The following is a 19,741-nucleotide window of genomic DNA, read 5'->3' as shown; positions in this document are numbered from 1 at the left end:
TCAAAGGAGGTATAAATGAAAAAGCTTATATTATTAGCTTTAGCCTTATTGTTAATACCAACAAATTCCCTAGCTGATGATACGCTAAAAGAAAATCAAGAAGAAACAGTGATAGAGTCAAAGGATGATAAAGAAGATAAATCATTAAATATAGCTGATAAGATAAGTACAAAAAATGTAGAAAATAGTGGCTACAAGGAAATGATAAGTAGGATAATAAAAGAAAAAAACAATCCAAAAACTGGAATATCTTCTATTGCTAGCTTGTTTATTGCTATAATTTCATCAATTCTTATGCTAAGAAGGTTAAAAAATGTTGGGATTTAGTCTATATCTTAATCAAGATGAAAATTATATAGAAGAGAAAATAAATGAGTTTAAAAATTTTGATATTCTTTTTACTTCTATGCATTACCCAGTAGATGATAGGAATATGAAAAAACTTATCTTTTTAAAATCTTTGGCAGATTCTCTTAAGATTGATATTTGCCTTGATATTAATGGAGAAATTTTGAAACACTACCCAGAGCTTTTGAGAATGGGACTTATATTAAGACTTGATTTCGGTTTCGACAAAGAAAAAATAGTGAACTTATCTAAGAATAATAGGATAGCTATAAATGCTTCAAGTGTTTCACGTGAAACACTTGAAGCAATTAAAGAGCTTGGAGGAAATTTTTCTAACATTTCTGCTTGGCACAATTACTATCCTTTAGAATTTTCTGGACTGGGAGAGGATGATTTTATAGAAAAAAATAAAGTATTGGAGAAATTTGGACTTGATTTATTTGCATTTTTTCAAGGAGATAAAGACTTTAGAGGACCCTTGTATAAATCTCTTCCAAGCCTTGAAGAGGATAGGTTTAAAGACCCTTATTATTCATATCTTAAGCTTAAAAGATTTTATAAGATTAATAATTTAGTATTATCTGAAGGTTTAAGTATGAAGAACAAAGGATATATTGAAGTTTTTGAAAAGAAAGGGATTATTAATCTTGATCTATACTTAAAAAAGGGATATGAAATTAATGAATTTAAGGTAAGAAGTGATATAAGCAAATATATTATAAGAAATGAGAGAACTTATAAATTTATTAATGAAGTTTCAAATAATTATATAAGAAAGGGAGATTTTCTTATCCTTAATAAGAATTCGGGAAGATATTCTGGAGAGCTAGAGATAGCAAGGCTTGATTTGGGACTTAGTAATTCTAGAAATGTCATAGGAAGAGTTTGTAAAGAGCATCTAGCTATACTTGATTTAATAAAAGGAGATGATAGAATTGCCATCAACAGAAAATAGAAATATTAATTCAAAAGATCTTGATTTGAAATCTACAAGAGAAATTATTGAAATAATTAACAAGGAAGATCAATCAATAGCAAAAAAGGTAGGTCAAAAAATAGGTGAGATAGAAAAACTTGTTGATGAGCTTGTAAGAGTACTTAATAGGGGTGGTAGGCTTTTTTATATAGGAGCAGGTACAAGTGGAAGACTAGGAGTTCTTGATGCAAGTGAAGCCTTACCTACCTTTTCAGTAAATCCAAATCTTATAAACGGAATAATTGCAGGGGGTGATAAGGCATTAAGAAATCCTGTAGAAAATGCAGAAGATAATGAAGAAATGGGAAAATTGGATCTTATAAAAAATCAATTTACTAAAGAAGATATGCTAGTAGGAATAGCAAGTTCCGGAAGAACTCCCTATGTTATAGGGGCATTAAAATATGCAAGAGAGATTGGAGCAAGCACAGGCTCTTTATCTTGTAATCTAGACTCCTTAATTTCAAAGTATGCAGACTGTCCTATAGAAGTAGATACAGGAAGTGAAATTCTTACAGGCTCTACAAGAATGAAGGCAGGAACTGCTACAAAAATGGTTCTCAATATAATTTCCACAACGGCTATGGTTAGGATAGGAAAGGTATATGATAACCTCATGGTAGATGTAAGAGTATCAAATAAGAAGCTTAGAAAAAGGGCCATATCCATTATAAAAGAAGTGTGTGAAGTTGATGAAAAAAGGGCGGAAAAACTTTTAAACGAGTCACAAAATTCTGTTAAGTGTGCCATACTTATGGGACTTAAGGATATAAAAAGAGATGAAGCTTTAAATATTTTAAAAGAAAATGATGGATTTTTAAGAAGGGGGATACAATGACAGATGATAAAAATAAAATTATTGCCCAAAAATTAGTAAGCTATTTTGGAGGAGAAGATAACTTAGTTGAAGTCATAAATTGTATGACAAGGGTAAGAGTAAAAGTAAAGGATCAAGAAAAGGTTTCTTTTGAAAAGATTGAAGAGCTTGATGGGATTATGGGTCTTGTAAAAGGTGATCAAATCCAAGTAGTAACAGGGCCTGGAAAAAGCGAAAAGATAGCTCGTGAGATGGCAAATCTTACAGCAGCTACATTCACTGAGGAAAGTGAAATAGATATAAGAACTAGGGAGAATAAAGAGAAAGTGAAACAAGGACAAAAAGATTCTGCTTTTAAGTCCTTTACTGCAACAATAGCATCGATTTTTGTTCCACTAATACCAGCCTTTGTAGGTGCAGGTCTTATTGGTGGTATAGCCTCAGTCTTACAAAATTTGATAACTGCAGGAAGTGTGAGCGGAGAAACATATGTATCAATACTTCAAGTCTTAAATATAATAAAGACAGGACTCTATGGATATCTTAATGTATTTATTGGTATAAATGCTGCAAAAGTATTTAGGGGTAATGAAGGACTTGGTGGAGTAATAGGAGGCATGATTTACTTATCTGCAATGAATCCAGATAAGCCTTTAAAAAATATCTTCTTAAACTCACCACTTCTACCTGGACAAGGTGGAGTTATAGGGGTAATACTTGCTGTATTTATCTTAGTTAAAATAGAAAAGAACCTAAGAAAAGTTATACCAGATGCTCTTGATATTATTCTTGTACCAACAATTTCACTTCTTTTAACAGGTATACTTACAATGTTTATTATAATGCCTATAGCAGGTCTTATATCAAATGGACTTATAGGAGTAATAAATGGAGTAATAAAGCTAGGAGGAGCTTTCTCAGGATTTATACTTGGTGCAGTATTCCTACCTATGGTAATGCTTGGCCTTCATCAAATCTTAACACCTATCCATGTAGCAATGATTGAAAGCCAAGGTGCAACTTACCTTCTTCCAATTCTTGCCATGGCAGGAGCAGGTCAAGTTGGAGCGGCTATAGCAGTTTTGGTAAAATGTAGAAAAAATAAAAAGCTAATAGAAATCGCTAAGGGAGGACTTCCAGTAGGTATACTTGGTATTGGAGAACCCCTAATTTATGCCTTAACCCTTCCAATGGGTAAAGCCTTCATCACAGCATGTCTTGGTGGAGGAGTTGGAGGAGCTATAATAGGAGCAATAGGAAATATAGGTGCAACAGCCATAGGACCAAGTGGACTAGCCTTGATTCCATTAATATACAATGGAAGAGCTTTTGGATATATCCTTGGACTTCTAGGAGCCTATATAGGAGGATTTATCCTAACTTACCTATTTGGTATAGATAAAAAATATGTAGAAGGTGAAGACCTTACAGGAAGTAAGGAATTTAAATTTAAGTAGGAAATATATTAAAATTGAAAAAATATAAAAATAAAATCTTAAATCTGATAGTTACCCTCTTTACTGTACAAGGCAGTAAAGAGGGTGTTTTAATAAATATAGTTATAATGTCTAGGAAATTTAAATTTGATAGGGCTTTTCAAAAATAGACTTCAAAATTAAGTTTGCTTGAGTTAAATCTATATTTCTTCAATTCTTGATATATATATATTTAAAGAAATGTTACCTTATAATTTATCATTAAGACATAATTAGAATAAATATTGTTCTATTTTAGTTATACTTCAGTTATCAAAACCTTGAGTTTATCTATGTCATAGATAAATATCTTTTTTAAAAGTTATTTTTAAGAGTCTAATACAGTTTAGTCTCTTTAAAAAGATTTAGTCTAACTTTTAAATAATCTTTCTAACCCTTCTATTTTCTCAAAGCATTTTTTATTATATAATAAATATTATTTATTGTTATACAAGTGTATAAAAATAAAATTTAAGAAAGTGAGGAAAGTATGCATAGTATTAGAAATTTTCATCAAAGTCATCCCTATATTTTTATAATTATAGAGATATTTGTAGTGTTAATTTTATCTACTCTTTTGGAGATTTTTCTTGTAGGATTTATAGGGGAAGATTTTATTAGAAAACACCCTTATATTGCAAATTTACTTTCTCTTATCATAGTATTGATGCTGGCTTTGGGAATTAATTTCCTACTTTTAGGATATATAAATGATAAATTTTATTTTGTGGTAATTGCCCTTCTTGCAAATAATATTTTAGAAACTAAAAGAAAGCTTGATAGAAGAAATTAATATAAAAAATGGACTTTTACCATATACAATTAAGTTTTGGGTAAAAATCCTCTATGTAAATAGTCTCAATTAAGAGACTATACAAAAACAATTTCTCATAGTGTTAACGATAATTGTCTTGCTCTTTCATTGTACTCAATATTAATACAAAAAGCAAAGGCTTTTTGATTTTCCTTGAATCTTTGATATTAGTGTATTATACTTATAATGGAAGAATTTCATATTTTATAATAAGGAGATTTTATGAAAAAAAGTAATGGTAAAAAATGGATAGCAATAGCAATAGCTATTTTGTTATTCGTAGCTTCTAGTCTTGTTAAAACTAAAAGTAATGAAGTAACAGAAAAAGAAAGTGAAAAGATAGCCCAAAAATATTTAGGATCTTTTAATCCATTTTCATCAACTGCTAACAAAAATATAATAGAGGGCTCTGATACATCCAAAAAAATTGCAGTAATAACTTATAAGGGTGCTATTGGAGATGGTCCAGTATATGATGCTGTTATGGAGCGATTAAAAGAAGTAAAGGAAGATGATACTGTAAGGGGGGTCATCTTAAAGGTTAACTCTCCAGGAGGAGCAGTTTATAACTCAGAGCAAGTTGCAAATAAGATAAAGGAAATCCAAAAAGATAAGAAGATACCAGTTTTCACAGTTATGGAAACAATGGCTGCAAGTGGAGGTTATTATATTTCAGCTCCAACTGACAGAATATACGCATCTAATGAAACTCTTACAGGCTCTATTGGTGTAATTATGTCATCTATGTCTTTTCAAGGACTTTTTGAAAAGTATGGTATTAAGCAACAAAATATTACTACTGGTAAGATGAAAGATGCTGGAAGTTCTGGAAAAGATATGACTGATGAGCAAAAGAAATATTTCCAAGATCTTATTAATTCTTCATTTGATAGATTTATTAAGCTAGTATCTCAAGGCAGGTCTATGAAAGAGGATGATGTAAGAAAGCTTGCTGATGGAAGGGTTTATGATGGAGCACAAGCCTTAGAAAATGGACTAGTTGATAAGATTGGTAATTTTGATACAGCCTTAGCTGATATGAAGAAAGAATATAAGCTTGATAATCCACAAGTCTATGAATATTCTGATGAGATGGCTCCATTTTCTAAACTCTTATCAAAGGGACAAGCACTAATAGGAAAAGATTCCAAGTCTGATCTTGCAATTTTAAAGGACCTTATGGATAAAGATTCCCCTGTACCTATGTATTATTATGGAAAGTAGGCTTTTATGGAAAATGTAGAAAAAACTCAAAAGACCATTTCTATACCTAAATTTGCCTATGCAGGCTTTTTTATAAGACTTGTTGCCTTCACTATCGACTCAATTATAACAAGCTCTATAGCAAGTATTATCATTACTATTTTTTCTGTAAGTAGTGAGTATACCCTTATGGGTCTTGAGGTAAGATTACTTATGACAACAGTAATTAGTCTTTTTTACTTTTTTATCCTAACTTACCTTAATAATGGCCAAACCTTGGGTAAAATGGTTGTAGGGATAAGGGTTATATCACTTTATGATGAAAAGTTAAGCTTTTTTGATTGCCTTATTAGGGAGGTTTTTGTAAGGTATATCCAAAATTTCCTTAAGATTTTATATCTTATAATAGGATTTAACCAAAATAAGCAATCTCTAGCTGATATAATGGCTGATACTGTTGTTATCAAGGATGATGTGGTAGATTATTTATTTGAATATTAAGATAAGTTAAGTTTTTTGATTTAATATAATAAAATAAGTAAGCGTAAAAAGCGACTAAGAAATAAAGAATTAGGCCTTATCTTTCAATGTATATGGAAAGAGGGTCTTATTTTTTTGCTCAAATTTAAAAATTTCTAATAATAATATAATTATGTTTCACCCTTTTTTTAAGACACTTCTTGTGGTATGATTTATTAGTATGAAAATGAAAACCACAATATATAGTGGAATTAACATAAAAATAACAATATTTAGGGGTAGATATGGAAGTTAAAAAAAGAGATGGTACACTTGTAGAATTTGAAGAGGAGAAAATCCAAAGGGCGATTTTTAAGTCTTTTAGGTCTGTGGGTACTAGCATAAGTGATGAAAAGTTAAAGAAGATTTCTTCAAATATTAGAAAAATTGTTAAAGATAAGTATCCAACAGATCATATAGTGACAGTTGAAGAAATTCAAGATTTGGTTGAGCTTGAACTTATTGAAAATAACTTCTACAAGGAAGTTAAGTCCTATATTCTTTATAGAGCCAAGCATACCATGGATAGGAAAGTTATTTCTGATTTTGAAAAATATATAGATGATGATTATACTTTAAAAATAATAAAAAGTATTAATAAAGAATTTGATAATCAAAGATACCCAATTGACTCTTTATTTATGAAGTTTGAGTCCTTTACTAAAGCTAATATGACCAAGGAAAGTCTTTTAAATGCCCTAATTAAGGCTGCAAGTGAGCTTACAAGTAAAGAAAGTCCAGATTGGGAGTTTATAGCAGCCCGCTTTATGATTCACCTTTTAGATGAAAAGATTAAATTATCTGAAGAAAAGTATGGCATTGTTGATTTCAGATCTAAAATCCAATTCCTAACAGCAGAAGGTCTTTATGGTAAATATATAATAGAAAATTATACTAATAAGGAGCTTGAGGAGTTAGGAGAGTATTTGAATTATGAAAGAAATAAACTCTTTACTTATTCAGGTCTTGACTTGGTTTTAAAAAGATATCTGATTAAGACTTATGATGATGAGCATATAGAAAATGTTCAAGAGATGTTTATGGGGATTTCTATGCACTTAGCTATCGGAGAAAAAAACAAGGTTCATTTTGCTAAAAAGCTTTATGATATCCTATCAAGCTTAAAAGCAACTATGGCAACTCCAACTATGACTAATGCTAGGAAGCCTTTTAACCAACTTTCATCCTGCTTTATAGATACAGTTCCAGATACTTTAAAAGGTATATACCGCTCTATAACAAATTTTGCCCAAGTTTCTAAACACGGTGGTGGTATGGGACTTTACTTTGGTAAGGTGAGGGCCCAAGGTTCTGATATTAGAGGTATTAAAAATGTTGCAGGTGGAGTTATAAGGTGGATAAAGCTTGCCAATGATACTGCAGTAGCCGTTGATCAATTAGGTGTAAGGCAAGGGGCTGTGGCTTGCTATTTAGATATATGGCACAAGGATGTACCTGAATTTCTAAATCTTAGGACAAATAACGGGGATGATAGAATGAAAGCCCATGATATTTTTCCAGCAGTTTGTGTACCAGATTTATTCTGGAAAGAGTGCAGGGATAATATAGATGGGGACTGGTATATGTTTGATCCTCATGAAGTTTTAACAAAGTATGGAAGATCTATAGAAGATAGCTATGGAGATGACTTTGAGCAATTTTATAAAATCTTAGTAGAAGATAAGGATATTTCTAAAAGAGTTATATCTATAAAGGATATGATAAGATTATTAATCAAGTCATGGACTGAAACAGGAACCCCCTTTGTCTTTAATAGGGATGCAGTAAATAAGGCTAATCCAAATAAGCATCAAGGTATGATTTATTCATCAAACTTATGTACAGAGATTGCCCAAAATATGAGTCCATCCGAGACTGTTTCTGAAGAAATTATTACAGAAGAAGGAGAAATTGTAATTGTTAATAAAACAAAGCCTGGAGACTTTGTTGAGTGTAACCTTGCAAGTTTAACTTTAGGAAATATTGATGTAAATAATAAGCTTGAGCTTGAAGAAGTTGTTTCAACTATAGTTAGGGCTTTAGATAATGTTATTGACCTTAATTATTACCCAACCCCATATGCCAAAGTTACTAACAAAAAATATAGGGCTATTGGTCTTGGCACAAGTGGCTACCATCATATGCTAGTCAAAAATGATATTAAATGGTCTGAGGAAGAAGCCCACCTTGATTTTGTAGATAGGGTTTATGAGGATATTAATTATTTTGCTATAAAGGCAAGTAATGAGATAGCTAAGGAAAAAGGACCATACAAGGTTTTTAAAGGTTCTGATTGGGATAATGGAGATTATTTTACATCAAGAGGATATGATTCTGATAGATGGATAAAGCTTAAAAAAGAAGTTCATGAAACAGGTTTAAGAAATGGCTATCTATTAGCCATAGCTCCAACTGGTTCAACCTCTATTATTTCAGGTACTTCACCAGGAGTTGATCCAATTATGAACAAGTATTTCTTAGAAGAAAAAAAAGGCGCTATAGTGCCTAGGGTTGCTCCGGGACTAAACACCAAGACTTTTTGGCTTTATGAAAATGCCTACAACATAGACCAAAATATATCTATGAAGGCTTGTGGAATAAGGCAAAGACATATTGACCAAGGTCAATCTGTAAATATTTATATAACTACAGACTATACTATGAGACAAATCTTAAATATTTATCTAACAGCCTATGAGGCTGGTGTTAAGTCTTTATATTATGTAAGGGGTAAGTCTCTTGAGGTTGAAGATTGTGAGTCCTGTGCATCATAAATATATTTTAGAAAAATATAGAAAAACATATTTTGGTATAAGAATAATAAGATTTTAAAATTAATTCTTTGCTTTTAGGGTGGAGTAAGGGGACTATTCTTCCTCGTTTCTCCTTCCCTAAGAGTCCACATTTTTACCTATTAGAAACGACTTTTGCACAAGAAAGCTTTAGTAAGAAATTTTGTTTCTTTCATTTTTGTAAAATTGCAAATTTAATATAGTTACAAGCTTTAATTTGTTTTTATAATATTGGGGTAAAAGGTATATGAGAGTTTAGGAATTTAGGAGGATATTATGGAAGATAAGTATAATGAAGAGGTGTCTAAAAGAGGGATTTTCAATGAAGATGGTGATATTGAACTTTCTAAAAGAAGGATTATAAATGGTAATACTACCAATTTAAATGATTTTAATAATGTTAAGTATACTTGGACTAGTGATTGGTATAGGCAAGCTATGAATAATTTCTGGATTCCAGAAGAGATTAATTTAAATCAAGATATTAAGGATTATAGGAATTTGACTAAGAATGAAAAGAAGGCTTATGATAGGATTTTGTCTTTTTTAACCTATCTTGACTCTATCCAAACAGCTAATTTGCCTAATTTACAAACCTATATTACTGCAAATGAGATTAATCTTTGCCTTGCCATCCAAACCTATCAAGAGGCTATCCATTCTCAATCTTATTCTTATATACTTGATTCTATTTGCTCACCTGAGGAGAGAACTAGAATTTTGTATCTATGGAAAGAAGATGAGCATCTTCTAAAGAGAAATACATTTATAGGTGATCAATATAATGAGTTTATCAAAAATGACAGTGAATTTAATCTTATGAGGGTTTTAATTGCAAATTATATTCTTGAGGGGATATATTTTTATTCAGGATTTTCTTTCTTTTATAATCTAGGTCGTAATGGAAAGATGCCAGGTACTGTGCAAGAGATAAGATACATAAATAGGGATGAGAATACTCATCTTTGGCTATTTAGGTCTATGATTAATGACTTAAAATTAGAAAGACCTGACTTATTTACAGAAGAGCTTAAGAATTTTTATAGAGATTTATTAAAAGAAGGGGTTGAGCAAGAAATAGCATGGGGTAATTATGCTATAGGAAATGATATAGCAGGACTTAATTCTACCATGATTGAGGATTATATCAAATATTTAGGAAATTTAAGGGCCAAGGGACTTGGTCTTGATAGATTATATGAAGGATATGATGAGGAGCCTCAATCTATGAAATGGGTAAGTGAATATTCTGATCCAAACCAAGTTAAGACAGACTTTTTTGAAGGAAAGGTATCAGCATATTCTAAGTCATCAGTAATTGAAGATGATCTATAAAATATAATACCTAAATAAAAAATATGTAAGTTTTTAAGATAGTCTAAAATTTTGTATAGATAAACCTCCTGATTGTGGTAGAGAAAAGCCAATCAGGAGGAATATTTATGTCAAAAAATATTCGATTCATATATTTGATTTACAAAATAAGTGGACTAAGACTTCATATATTTAAAATATCCAATAGCTATAAGAAAGCTAATATATATTATAAATATAAGAGAATTCTTATAGACAAGTAAGAAAAATACTTAAAAACAAAACTAGATATCACTTTACAAAAGATTATTATTTGGCAGAAAGGCTAAATTCAGCTATCTTATCATAAACGCCATCTGTTTCTTTTCCAGATTCTACATTTCTTTTTGAAGATGTTAGGGTGAAATTTATAGGTCTACCATCCTTTAATTCATCTAACTTTAGGTCAGAGAAGGAACTATTATATAAGAAGGTTACTTTACCATCTTCACTTGTTCTTTGATCTAATTGAACCTTATGACCATTTTCATCAGTACCAATTAGCTCATATGAATAAGCTGGATCAAGATTATCAACCACAGCAGTCATTGTTATTGGATTTATCTTCATAAGATTTATAGAGGCTCCATTTTCAAGCTTATAATCTTCTGCAAATATTTTATTATCTTCATTAACAATATTTGAACTTGCTTTTATTGAAACAACTTCACTTGAAGTTCCACTTGATATATAAATATCTATATCGGCATTATCAAGTTTAGGAAAATCCTTATCAAAAGTTATCATAGATTGATTTACAATAGATTCTCCATCATCAGCCATTCTAGCTGAACCACTAGAACCCCAAGATTTAAAGCTTTCTCCATTGACCTTAATCTTATATATATAGATATCATTATCTATTTCTTCAATAGCTTTACCATTTGAAGAAGATAGGATATTTGCAAAAACTCTATTATCTTCAATAACAAAGTTTTCTAAAATTAATTCATTACCACCAAGCTTAATTGGCTTATGAAGCTCTGTAACATACTTATAAGAATCTGGACTTGCTCCGATTGTTTCCATCATTGTAACCTTAATATCAGTAGCAAATTTAGAAGCTTCAGTTCTTACAGGTTTGATTGAAAGACTAGCTACAAGTATTAAAGCAGCTGCAAGAGCTACAAATTTTTTCCTTGATGAATTTTTCTTATATTTTGAAGCGATTTTTAACATATTTTCATATTCTATTTGGTCAAGGTCCATTTTGCTTTCATCAAATTTTATATCATTAATCTTATCATAAATATTATTCATAATCTCCTCCTATTTTTTTTCTTAATAGTTTCTTTTTTCGTGAGATTTTGTTATAAAGCTTATCTTTGGATATATCATAAATATTTGATATATCGTCATAGCTGTATCCTTCTATAAATAACTTCCTAAAAATTTCCCTATCATCCTCATCGAGCATAGCAAGTATTTTATCTGATTCATCAAAATTAAGTTCTTCATCAGACTCAAGAACATTTGCAAGAGTATCTATATTTATAGACTTATGTCTAAGTTCTTTTCTTAGAGCATCTATTGCCTTATATTTTCCAATACCTGCACACCAGTTTTTAAAAGATGATCTAGACGGGTCAAACGAGTCGATATTATCCCAAATGGCTAGGAGGGAATCATTTAAAACTTCCATTCTCAGCTCTTGATTGAGAGAAAGGCTCTTATAGATACTTGCTTTAAGAATAGGTCCATAAATTTTAATAAATTCCTTAAGTGAGGCTTCATTTTTCTTTTTAATTCCTCTTATGATTTTTTCTTCATTCATATATCCTCCTTCACCTATATATTCGTAAGGAATTTAACTTTTCTATCATTATAGTATATTAAAAAATTGTTCACTCTGATATTTTGACAAATTATATTCTATATTATATTACTTATATATTAAAAATAAAGACAATTAAATATTAATAGATGTTAAGGATAGGAAGAAAAGACAAAAAAAGTATTATAGATTATAGTTTAAAGGATTGAGAAAATAAGGGAAGAAAGTTCCAAAGTTAATTTAAAAATATGTATTATAAGAGAAGATAGTGTGTAAATACTAAAATAAGAAAGTATAGGGGTAGTTAAATAAAATTACAGCTTTGATAATATATTAAAGGATTATATATAATCAATTTGAATTAAAAGATAAAAAGTATTTTGAAGATAAATTTTCAGTTTATTTATCGAAATCAAGGCATAATACAAACACAAAAAGCATTCTACCTTTAATGATATTAACTTTCCTAAATCATTGGATATTATTTATAATATGAGAATAGAAAAAGCTATTTTAGATAAAATTTAAATTATTTAGGAAAGGTCTAAATTGTAGGTAATTATTTTTATAACTTAAAAATTACTGTAATTAATGATTAAAATGTACATTCTTATTTAGCTAAAAATGTACATTTTAATCACTAGTAATAGTGATGAATTATCGGCTATAAGTATACTATCTATAATAGTAACTTAATAAAGGTTGGATAAGCTTATTATTGTTTTTTATTTTTACTATTTGACAAATACAGCTTTTAAATTCTAATCTATATTAGAATAAAAACTTTTTTCAATAAAATATATTCATATTAGCTGATGATATTTATTAAATCATATACACTATTATAAATAAAATCAGGTTTAAATTCAGATTTATCAACCATACTTATAGTGCTTTCTCCAGATAATACTAATATAGATATAGCACCAGAATTTTTTGTAGCCAAAATATCTGTATATAAACGATCACCGATTGAGCAAATCTTATCGACATTAATATTTAATTTATTAGACAAAAGTTTAATCATAAAAGGATTTGGCTTGCCAATTATAATATCAGGCTGCCTACTTGTAGATTTTTCTAATAAAGAACAAATGCTACCACAATCAGGTGCTAGCTCACCATGAGGTAGAGGACATACTAAATCTGGGTGTGTGGCTATATAAGGTACTCCTTTTCTTATAAAATGTGTGGCTTTAAGAAGCTTAGCATACGTAAGCTCCTTATCATAGCCAACAACAACTACATCAGCATCCTCATTGTTTATTTCTATGCCGTAAGAATTCAATTCTATTTTTAATGCTTCAGTTCCAACAAGATATACCTTTTTTTTAGGATATCTTTTTATAAGATACATACCTGTTGCCATTCCTGATGTAAATACATTCTCTTTTTCACAAGAAAACCCCATAGATTTAAGAATCTTAACATAATCTGATGATGCCCTTGAAGAGTTATTTGTTAAATAAACAAATTTCTTACCTAAATTTTTTAAGTGTTCGACAAAATCTATAGCGCCATAAATAAGCTCATCACCAATATAAATAGTTCCATCTAAATCTAAAATGAAAAGTTCACACTCTTGCAAATTTTTAAATGTCTTTTTATTTATGCTCTCTCTTTTCATATCTTAATTAACTTTTACCTTTTTTATAATTACTTTCTAATTTGTATGCACAAAATATGCCGACAGTTGCAGCTAAAATAATGTATAGACTTACATAAACAGTGTTTCCATTTCCTAATCTAATTAAATATTGACTAATAGTAGGTGCCAAACCTGCAACTAAAAAACTAGGCACATGATAAACAAAAGATATACCTGAATATCTTAATTCTGTAGGAAAATATGAAGACCATAAAGAACCCAAAACGGCCCAAATTAATTGGTAAATAATACTCCATGCAACTACAATTGCAAATAGTATCCATATAAGATTTCCACCACTATTTTCCACCAATTTTAAGCAAGGGATAGATGCTATAATCACAAGAAGGCAACCCAAACTGTATGTCTTTGTATTTCCAATCTTAGAATTTACATGTCCTCCCAACATGGTAAATGGAATACTGAATGCACAAGCTAATACTGGTATCCAAAGAGTATGTCCTGTAGACATATTGAGATATTCTTCACAATAACTTAAAATCCATACTATACAAACATTATACCAAGTGCCATCTATCCAACGAGTACCACAACCTAAAAGTAAAGTTCTCCAATAATTCCTAAGCATGTAACCAAGGCCAATTTGTTTTTCCTTGTCTTCTTCTTCCTTACTTTCAAGTTTTGCTTGAGCTTTCTTAAAGTCATCTGTTTCCATCATATGACCCTTTAGTAGTACAACGATAATACTCAATACAATAGCTAATAAGAATGCGAAACGCCATCCATATGCTAGATAACTTGCTGAGTCCATTAAATAATAAGGAATTAGCAAGAATATTGAAGCCAAGAGAAGACCTATAGGCATACCTATTTGAGGAAGAGCAGAAACAAGGTTTCTCTTATTCTCAGGCACATTTTCATAAGCCATAAGTATACTTCCACCCCAAGTTCCTCCACGTGCAAAACATACCAGCATCCTCATTCCAGCCAATACTAATCCTACCCAGCCTCCAATCTTTTGTGCTGGAGGTAGAATTCCTATTACAGATGTGGCAATTCCCATCATTAATAAGGATGTATACATTGTAAATTTACGTCCTTTTTTATCACCTATATGTCCAAAAAATATTGCACCAAAAGGACCAGCTATATAACCTATTCCGAATGATAGGAAAGAAAATATTTTAGCCATTGATGGACTAAAATTTGAGAAAAATACCTTATCGAAAACCAAAGCAGCACCAGTAGCATAAATCAAGAAACAATACCATTGTACAGAACTTTCATATAAAGTTATACCTGCTGACTTACGAAATCGTTTCATCAATTCTTCTTCTGTTTTTTTACTTTCTTCTTTATCAATACTATTCATAACACTTCCTTAAATTTATTAATATTTATATTCTTTAGTAAATTAATGTTCACCTTCATAATATTTAAATGGAAAAGGACCAGAATAATCAGCACCAGCTGGTATAGTTGATACATAACTATTTATTTGATTTCCATTAACTAATTCATGTATTAAATAGCCTGGATTTCCTAAATAAAAGCGATCTCCTCCACCTTTGAAGTTATCTTCTTTTTCTTCTTTGCTTACATCTTTACCATCTTTATCACGAAAATCAACTTCCATTTGCATAGCTATAGAAGGAGCGACAACACAAGGTATACCTTCCCATACTGTTGACATAGATACATGTAAATGTCCAAGACATAATTTACATTTTTTAAATCTCTTTAATAATTTAGCGAATTTATCACTATTTATAAAACCTTCGTCCATTGCTGTCATACCAGTATCAAACGGAGGATGGTGAGTGAATACTAATGTTGGTTTTCCTTCATCCTCATTGGCTCGAGCCTCTAGCCACTTTTCGACCTCTTTTGATAAACCACCAAAATGAGTTTCAGGAATAGAGGTATCTACTACAATTATTCTAACTGGATAATCTTCAAGAGAGTAACAAATATAAGGTTTGATATCCTCTTTAACAGGGGCTTCATTTCTAAATATGTCTAAAAAGAAATCTCTTTTATCATGATTGCCAGGAAGTATGTAAGAAGGTCTTGGTAAAGCGTCCAATGCTTTTTTCACATACTCATAACCATCTCTTTTTCCACCTTCCGATAAATCCCCAGACACCACAAAAAATTCAGGAAGTTTAAAATCTTCTAATTTTTGAAAATACTCAACTGTTTTAGTCAAAAGCTTAATAGTATCAGCTTTTTGGAATGATAGTTTTCCATCACCCCTTACATGTGTATCAGAAATTTGAAAAATACGCATTATTTCTTCTCCTTAAATTTTCTAATTTTTAAATGAATTTAAATTAATTACTTAGCTTATTATTATCAACAAAATATGCAATGATTGACCCTCAATTTATAAATTACACCTCCTTTGCATTGGGATCGTTTTTTTATTGACCATTAAATATTTTCTGCCTTTTAATTTTAAAAGGTCATAAAAACACAAAGCGAGCAGGTTATTAACTCTACTCGCTTCTCCACAATAATTTATTTTTCTTATACTATATTATACATAAGATAAAACTAAAGTCAAATAATTTCATAAATAATTTCATATTTTTATAAAAAAAGTTATGCTTTATAATATCAGACTTTTTTTGTAAATTTTCTCATTGTTTATTTATTAAATCTAAAATATAGAATTTTCTGCAATTAAACATTTCTTATTTTATTTTTCAAATAAGTCTTCCACTCATGATATAGCTAAGAAATTATCTTTTGTTCTCATTTTTTAGGAGTATTAGGAATTTTAAAAGTTTTCTATCACTTTAATCCTTAAATTCCATAATTTAAAATTCTTTTACCATTTTTATTTTGAATTTTATAATATATTTGCAATTAAAAACTGACCCAAAAGTTGTTTTTAGTCCAACTTTTGGGTCAGTTTAGTTTTTAATTCACATTTTATTAAGTCTTAAATTAGTTACTTCGTAAAGTTTCTATAGCAGAAAGCTTTGTTGCCTTTATGGCTGGTAGGTAGCCTGCAAGGATTCCTACCAAAGATGAGAAGGAAACTCCCAGGATAGCAAGCCAAATTGGAATTAGAAGTTTAAAATTTTCACCTGATGGATCAGCCATATTTCCTATAAAATGGTTTATAATAAGGGTTATTAAAAGAGATGTTAAAAGACCCAAAAGTCCACCAAAAAAACCTATAAATCCCGCTTCTATCAAAAACATAGACTTTATGTCAGAGACACTTGCTCCAATTACTTTCATTACTCCAATTTCCTTTTGCCTTTCATAGATTGACATAAGCATGGTATTGATTATTCCTATTGCTGATACAAAAAAGGCAATAGAACCAATACCACCAAGGATAAGCATGATATTTTTGCTCGCCTTATTTATATCTTCTATCATCTGTATAGATGATGATGTTTCATAACCCATAGATTTAACTTCATCCTCTACACCACTTACATTCTCATACTTATCACAAACTAAGCTTACTGATGTAAAGAGTTCTTTATTATTTCCTTGGCCATTATCTGAATCAAGACTTTTTAATTCAAGTTTTTGATCTTCTTTTTCAAGTGACTTGAAAGTTTTTTCATTTATATAGACAGTGTTTTTATCTAGGAAAGATTTATCATTTAGTATTCCAACAAGCTTCATATCAACATCTATATTTTGAGGCTTTGATTCATTGTTTATGGAAGGTGATGGCAAAGCTTCACCCCTATATCCTAAAGTAAGCTTATATTTTTGACTTAAAGGCTCAAGCTTATCTACAGGAACTTTTTGGTAGTATTGTCCCATTTTTTTAAATTTTGATATTTTTACATCACTTCCTATAAGCATGGATAAATCATCGGATGAGTTTAAGGCTCTTCCCTGTTCTATCATATCTGGTTTTATTTTCTTAAATATATCATCAGGTATAAGCTTAATGCCTGAGTTTGCTTGTAATCTAGCTTTATTATCACTTTTAAGTTTTATATCAAAGTAGAAGTCCTTGTAAGGGATTACATATTTTACATGATTTATTTTTTTTAGTTTAGAGAAAGTTGATTTATTGATTTTATTTCCCATGCCAGAGCTAGTTACTTCAATATTTTCTATGCCAACAAAAGACTCAATCATATCTTTTTGTTCTTTGTCCATGGCAATAGCAAGTGTTAGGAGCATTATTATAGAAACTGTTCCTATAAGAACAGAAAGAATTGTAAGAATAGTCCTTGATTTTCTTCTTAGTAGATTTCTAAATGAAAGGGACAATCTATCACTAATCTTCATCTATATTAAGCTCCTTTTCCCTCTTCTTTTTTCTTTTTCTTCTTATAAAAAATACTATTAAGAAAATTAAAACTAGGAAAGTTCCCCAAGCTATAGGTGATTTATAAATTGGTCTTTCTTCACTTACAGGAATTTGTTCTCCATTCTTATCAATTGGGTTTCCTTGGCTATCTAAAGGAGTATTTTCACTAATTTCTTTGGAGAATTCCTTCTCTTCTGTATGGGTCTGTCCTGTTGAGTCCTCATAGCTTATTACAACTTTTCCTTTGAGAATTTTTCCCTCATTAGCAGTTACATTAAAAGAGTAGGTGTCACTTGCTCCTTGGGCAAAATTTCCTATAAAGTGGCTTTTTTCATCTACTGAGAAACCATCACCTTCAACCTTACACATAAGATTTGTTAAATTGTCTTTTCCAGTATTGTAAATATTTAGGGAAATATTTGATGGTTCACCTTGAAAAATATCATCCATGCTTATATCAGATGTTGATATAGATGCGGTTTGAACTACAGGAATACCAATAGTTTCAGTGCTTTGATATTGGTTACCCAAATAGTCCTCATATTCAAAGTTTACATTCATAAGATAGTTTCCAGCCTTGGCGTTGGGAAGAACATTCATAGTTAAAGACTCTGATGTATAGTTCCAAGGATAAATTGCAGAGCGATAAAAAGTATTAGACCTTCCTACAGGAGAAAATACAGCTGCATCTGTAATAGTATTGTTTTCACCTCCACTAGGAGTACCTGTATTTTGACTATTTCCTTGATCAATATTAACCTTTAGGTTGTAGATGGTATTTTCCGCATTTGTATTGTATAGGCTAAGATTCAGGGTGAAATTTTTTCCAGCTTCTACCATTTTTGGTTTTATTTCATAGGATGAAATAATTAATTTCGGTTTGTTTTTAATAGGGTTTTGCTCTTGGGGTTGAGAGTTGTCTGTATTGCTTACTTGATTATTTATTTCCTTGTTCTCTTGCATTATTTAGTACCTCATCTATGCTTAGTTTTTCGTGAACTTTTTCTATTTGACCATCTCTCATAAAAAAAGTCCTATCTGCAAACTCTGTCATTTCCTCATCGTGGGTTACCATGATGAGGGTTTGTTTATTCTTAGTTATCATCTCTTTAATCATATCCATTATTTCAAAGCTTGTTTTAGTATCAAGGTTTCCTGTAGGTTCATCTGCAAAAATTATTTTTGGATTTGATACAAAGGCTCTTGCTATGGAAACTCTTTGTTGTTGACCGCCAGAAAGTTCATTTGGCTTATTATAAATTCTTTTAGAAAGTCCTAAATCCCTTAAAATCTTAAAGGCTTTCTCATCTCGCTCTTTTTTCCCTATTCCCATAAAAATAAGGGGAAGAGATACATTCTCTAAAGCTGTAAGATGGGGAAGAAGGTTGTAGGATTGAAAGACGAATCCTATATTTAAGTTTCTAAACTTGGTTACTTCCTCTTCATTTAAATTGTTGAGGGAAATATTTCCAAAAGAAATTTCACCGCTTGTTGGTCTTTCAAGTCCTGCAAGGCAATTTAGAAGGGTTGACTTACCAGATCCTGATGCACCCAAAAGAGCAATAAACTCTCCCCTTTCTATAGAAAGGCTGACCCCATCTAGGGCTCTTATTAGATTGTCTCCAATTTTATAATTTTTTTTAACATTTTTTATATTTATAAAAGCCATAGTCCCCTCCATTGCCTAATTTAATATAAATCTTAATTAATTATACATAAATTTTCCTAAAAATGCAATTTGTTTTAAATGGCAAAAGTATATAAAAA

Annotated in this window: 17 protein-coding genes; 9 read left to right on the top strand and 8 right to left on the bottom strand. The window is 30.3% G+C overall.

Annotation, left to right across the window (positions count from 1 at the left end; genetic code table 11):
• The first annotated feature begins 15 nt into the window (after positions 1-15).
• The 9 genes from FYJ26_RS03950 (at position 16) to FYJ26_RS03910 (ending at position 10,279) form a co-directional block, all read left to right on the top strand.
• Entirely contained in the window at positions 16-327 is a 312-nt protein-coding gene (locus tag FYJ26_RS03950) for a hypothetical protein (RefSeq protein WP_154539821.1), read from the top strand.
• A complete protein-coding gene (locus tag FYJ26_RS03945) occupies positions 314-1,303 on the top strand; it encodes a MupG family TIM beta-alpha barrel fold protein (protein ID WP_154539819.1) in 990 nt (329 codons plus the stop codon). Before FYJ26_RS03950 ends, FYJ26_RS03945 begins: the two co-directional genes overlap by 14 nt.
• A complete protein-coding gene (murQ, locus tag FYJ26_RS03940) occupies positions 1,284-2,162 on the top strand; it encodes an N-acetylmuramic acid 6-phosphate etherase (RefSeq protein WP_154539817.1) in 879 nt (292 codons plus the stop codon). The genes FYJ26_RS03945 and murQ overlap by 20 nt, the downstream gene beginning before the upstream one ends.
• On the top strand, positions 2,159-3,598 hold the full coding sequence (locus tag FYJ26_RS03935) for a PTS transporter subunit EIIC (protein ID WP_154539815.1): 1,440 nt from the start codon (positions 2,159-2,161) through the stop codon (positions 3,596-3,598). The genes murQ and FYJ26_RS03935 overlap by 4 nt, the downstream gene beginning before the upstream one ends.
• A gap of 508 nt (positions 3,599-4,106) precedes the next feature.
• Positions 4,107-4,409 (top strand): hypothetical protein, encoded by a 303-nt coding sequence (locus FYJ26_RS03930; RefSeq protein ID WP_154539813.1) that lies wholly within the window; start codon positions 4,107-4,109, stop codon positions 4,407-4,409.
• Positions 4,410-4,652: 243 nt separating this feature from the next.
• A complete protein-coding gene (sppA, locus tag FYJ26_RS03925; RefSeq protein WP_154539811.1) occupies positions 4,653-5,654 on the top strand; it encodes a signal peptide peptidase SppA in 1,002 nt (333 codons plus the stop codon).
• 6 nt (positions 5,655-5,660) lie between these two features.
• On the top strand, positions 5,661-6,134 hold the full coding sequence (locus FYJ26_RS03920) for an RDD family protein (protein WP_154539809.1): 474 nt from the start codon (positions 5,661-5,663) through the stop codon (positions 6,132-6,134).
• Between the two features lie 263 nt (positions 6,135-6,397).
• Positions 6,398-8,926 carry a ribonucleoside-diphosphate reductase subunit alpha gene (locus tag FYJ26_RS03915; protein ID WP_154539807.1) on the top strand — a complete coding sequence of 843 codons (2,529 nt, stop codon included), beginning with the start codon at positions 6,398-6,400 and terminating at the stop codon, positions 8,924-8,926.
• 294 nt (positions 8,927-9,220) lie between these two features.
• Positions 9,221-10,279: a ribonucleotide-diphosphate reductase subunit beta gene (locus FYJ26_RS03910; RefSeq protein WP_154539805.1), complete on the top strand. Its 1,059-nt coding sequence runs from the start codon at positions 9,221-9,223 to the stop codon at positions 10,277-10,279.
• 288 nt (positions 10,280-10,567) lie between these two features.
• Here FYJ26_RS03910 and FYJ26_RS03905 read toward each other — a convergent pair whose 3' ends face one another.
• The 8 genes from FYJ26_RS03905 to FYJ26_RS03870 form a co-directional block, all read right to left on the bottom strand.
• On the bottom strand, positions 10,568-11,557 hold the full coding sequence (locus FYJ26_RS03905; protein WP_154539803.1) for a hypothetical protein: 990 nt from the start codon (positions 11,555-11,557) through the stop codon (positions 10,568-10,570).
• Positions 11,550-12,071 (bottom strand): sigma-70 family RNA polymerase sigma factor, encoded by a 522-nt coding sequence (locus FYJ26_RS03900; RefSeq protein ID WP_154539801.1) that lies wholly within the window; start codon positions 12,069-12,071, stop codon positions 11,550-11,552. The genes FYJ26_RS03905 and FYJ26_RS03900 overlap by 8 nt, the downstream gene beginning before the upstream one ends.
• Positions 12,072-12,879: 808 nt before the next feature.
• Positions 12,880-13,698: an HAD-IIA family hydrolase gene (locus tag FYJ26_RS03895; RefSeq protein ID WP_154539799.1), complete on the bottom strand. Its 819-nt coding sequence runs from the start codon at positions 13,696-13,698 to the stop codon at positions 12,880-12,882.
• 7 nt (positions 13,699-13,705) lie between these two features.
• Positions 13,706-15,052 (bottom strand): MFS transporter, encoded by a 1,347-nt coding sequence (locus FYJ26_RS03890; RefSeq protein WP_216629208.1) that lies wholly within the window; start codon positions 15,050-15,052, stop codon positions 13,706-13,708.
• A gap of 42 nt (positions 15,053-15,094) precedes the next feature.
• Positions 15,095-15,970 (bottom strand): metallophosphoesterase, encoded by an 876-nt coding sequence (locus FYJ26_RS03885; RefSeq protein WP_154539797.1) that lies wholly within the window; start codon positions 15,968-15,970, stop codon positions 15,095-15,097.
• A 662-nt stretch (positions 15,971-16,632) separates the two neighbouring features.
• Positions 16,633-17,952 (bottom strand): ABC transporter permease, encoded by a 1,320-nt coding sequence (locus tag FYJ26_RS03880; protein WP_154539795.1) that lies wholly within the window; start codon positions 17,950-17,952, stop codon positions 16,633-16,635.
• Positions 17,942-18,937 carry a COG1361 S-layer family protein gene (locus FYJ26_RS03875; protein WP_154539793.1) on the bottom strand — a complete coding sequence of 332 codons (996 nt, stop codon included), beginning with the start codon at positions 18,935-18,937 and terminating at the stop codon, positions 17,942-17,944. The genes FYJ26_RS03880 and FYJ26_RS03875 overlap by 11 nt, the downstream gene beginning before the upstream one ends.
• Positions 18,912-19,643 carry an ABC transporter ATP-binding protein gene (locus tag FYJ26_RS03870; protein WP_154539791.1) on the bottom strand — a complete coding sequence of 244 codons (732 nt, stop codon included), beginning with the start codon at positions 19,641-19,643 and terminating at the stop codon, positions 18,912-18,914. Before FYJ26_RS03870 ends, FYJ26_RS03875 begins: the two co-directional genes overlap by 26 nt.
• Positions 19,644-19,741: the final 98 nt, after the last annotated feature.

Origin of the sequence: Anaerococcus porci (assembly GCF_009696575.1) — a bacterium.
In the GTDB taxonomy this organism is placed as follows: domain Bacteria; phylum Bacillota; class Clostridia; order Tissierellales; family Peptoniphilaceae; genus Anaerococcus; species Anaerococcus porci.
This window is presented reverse-complemented; position numbering and strand designations above follow the sequence as displayed.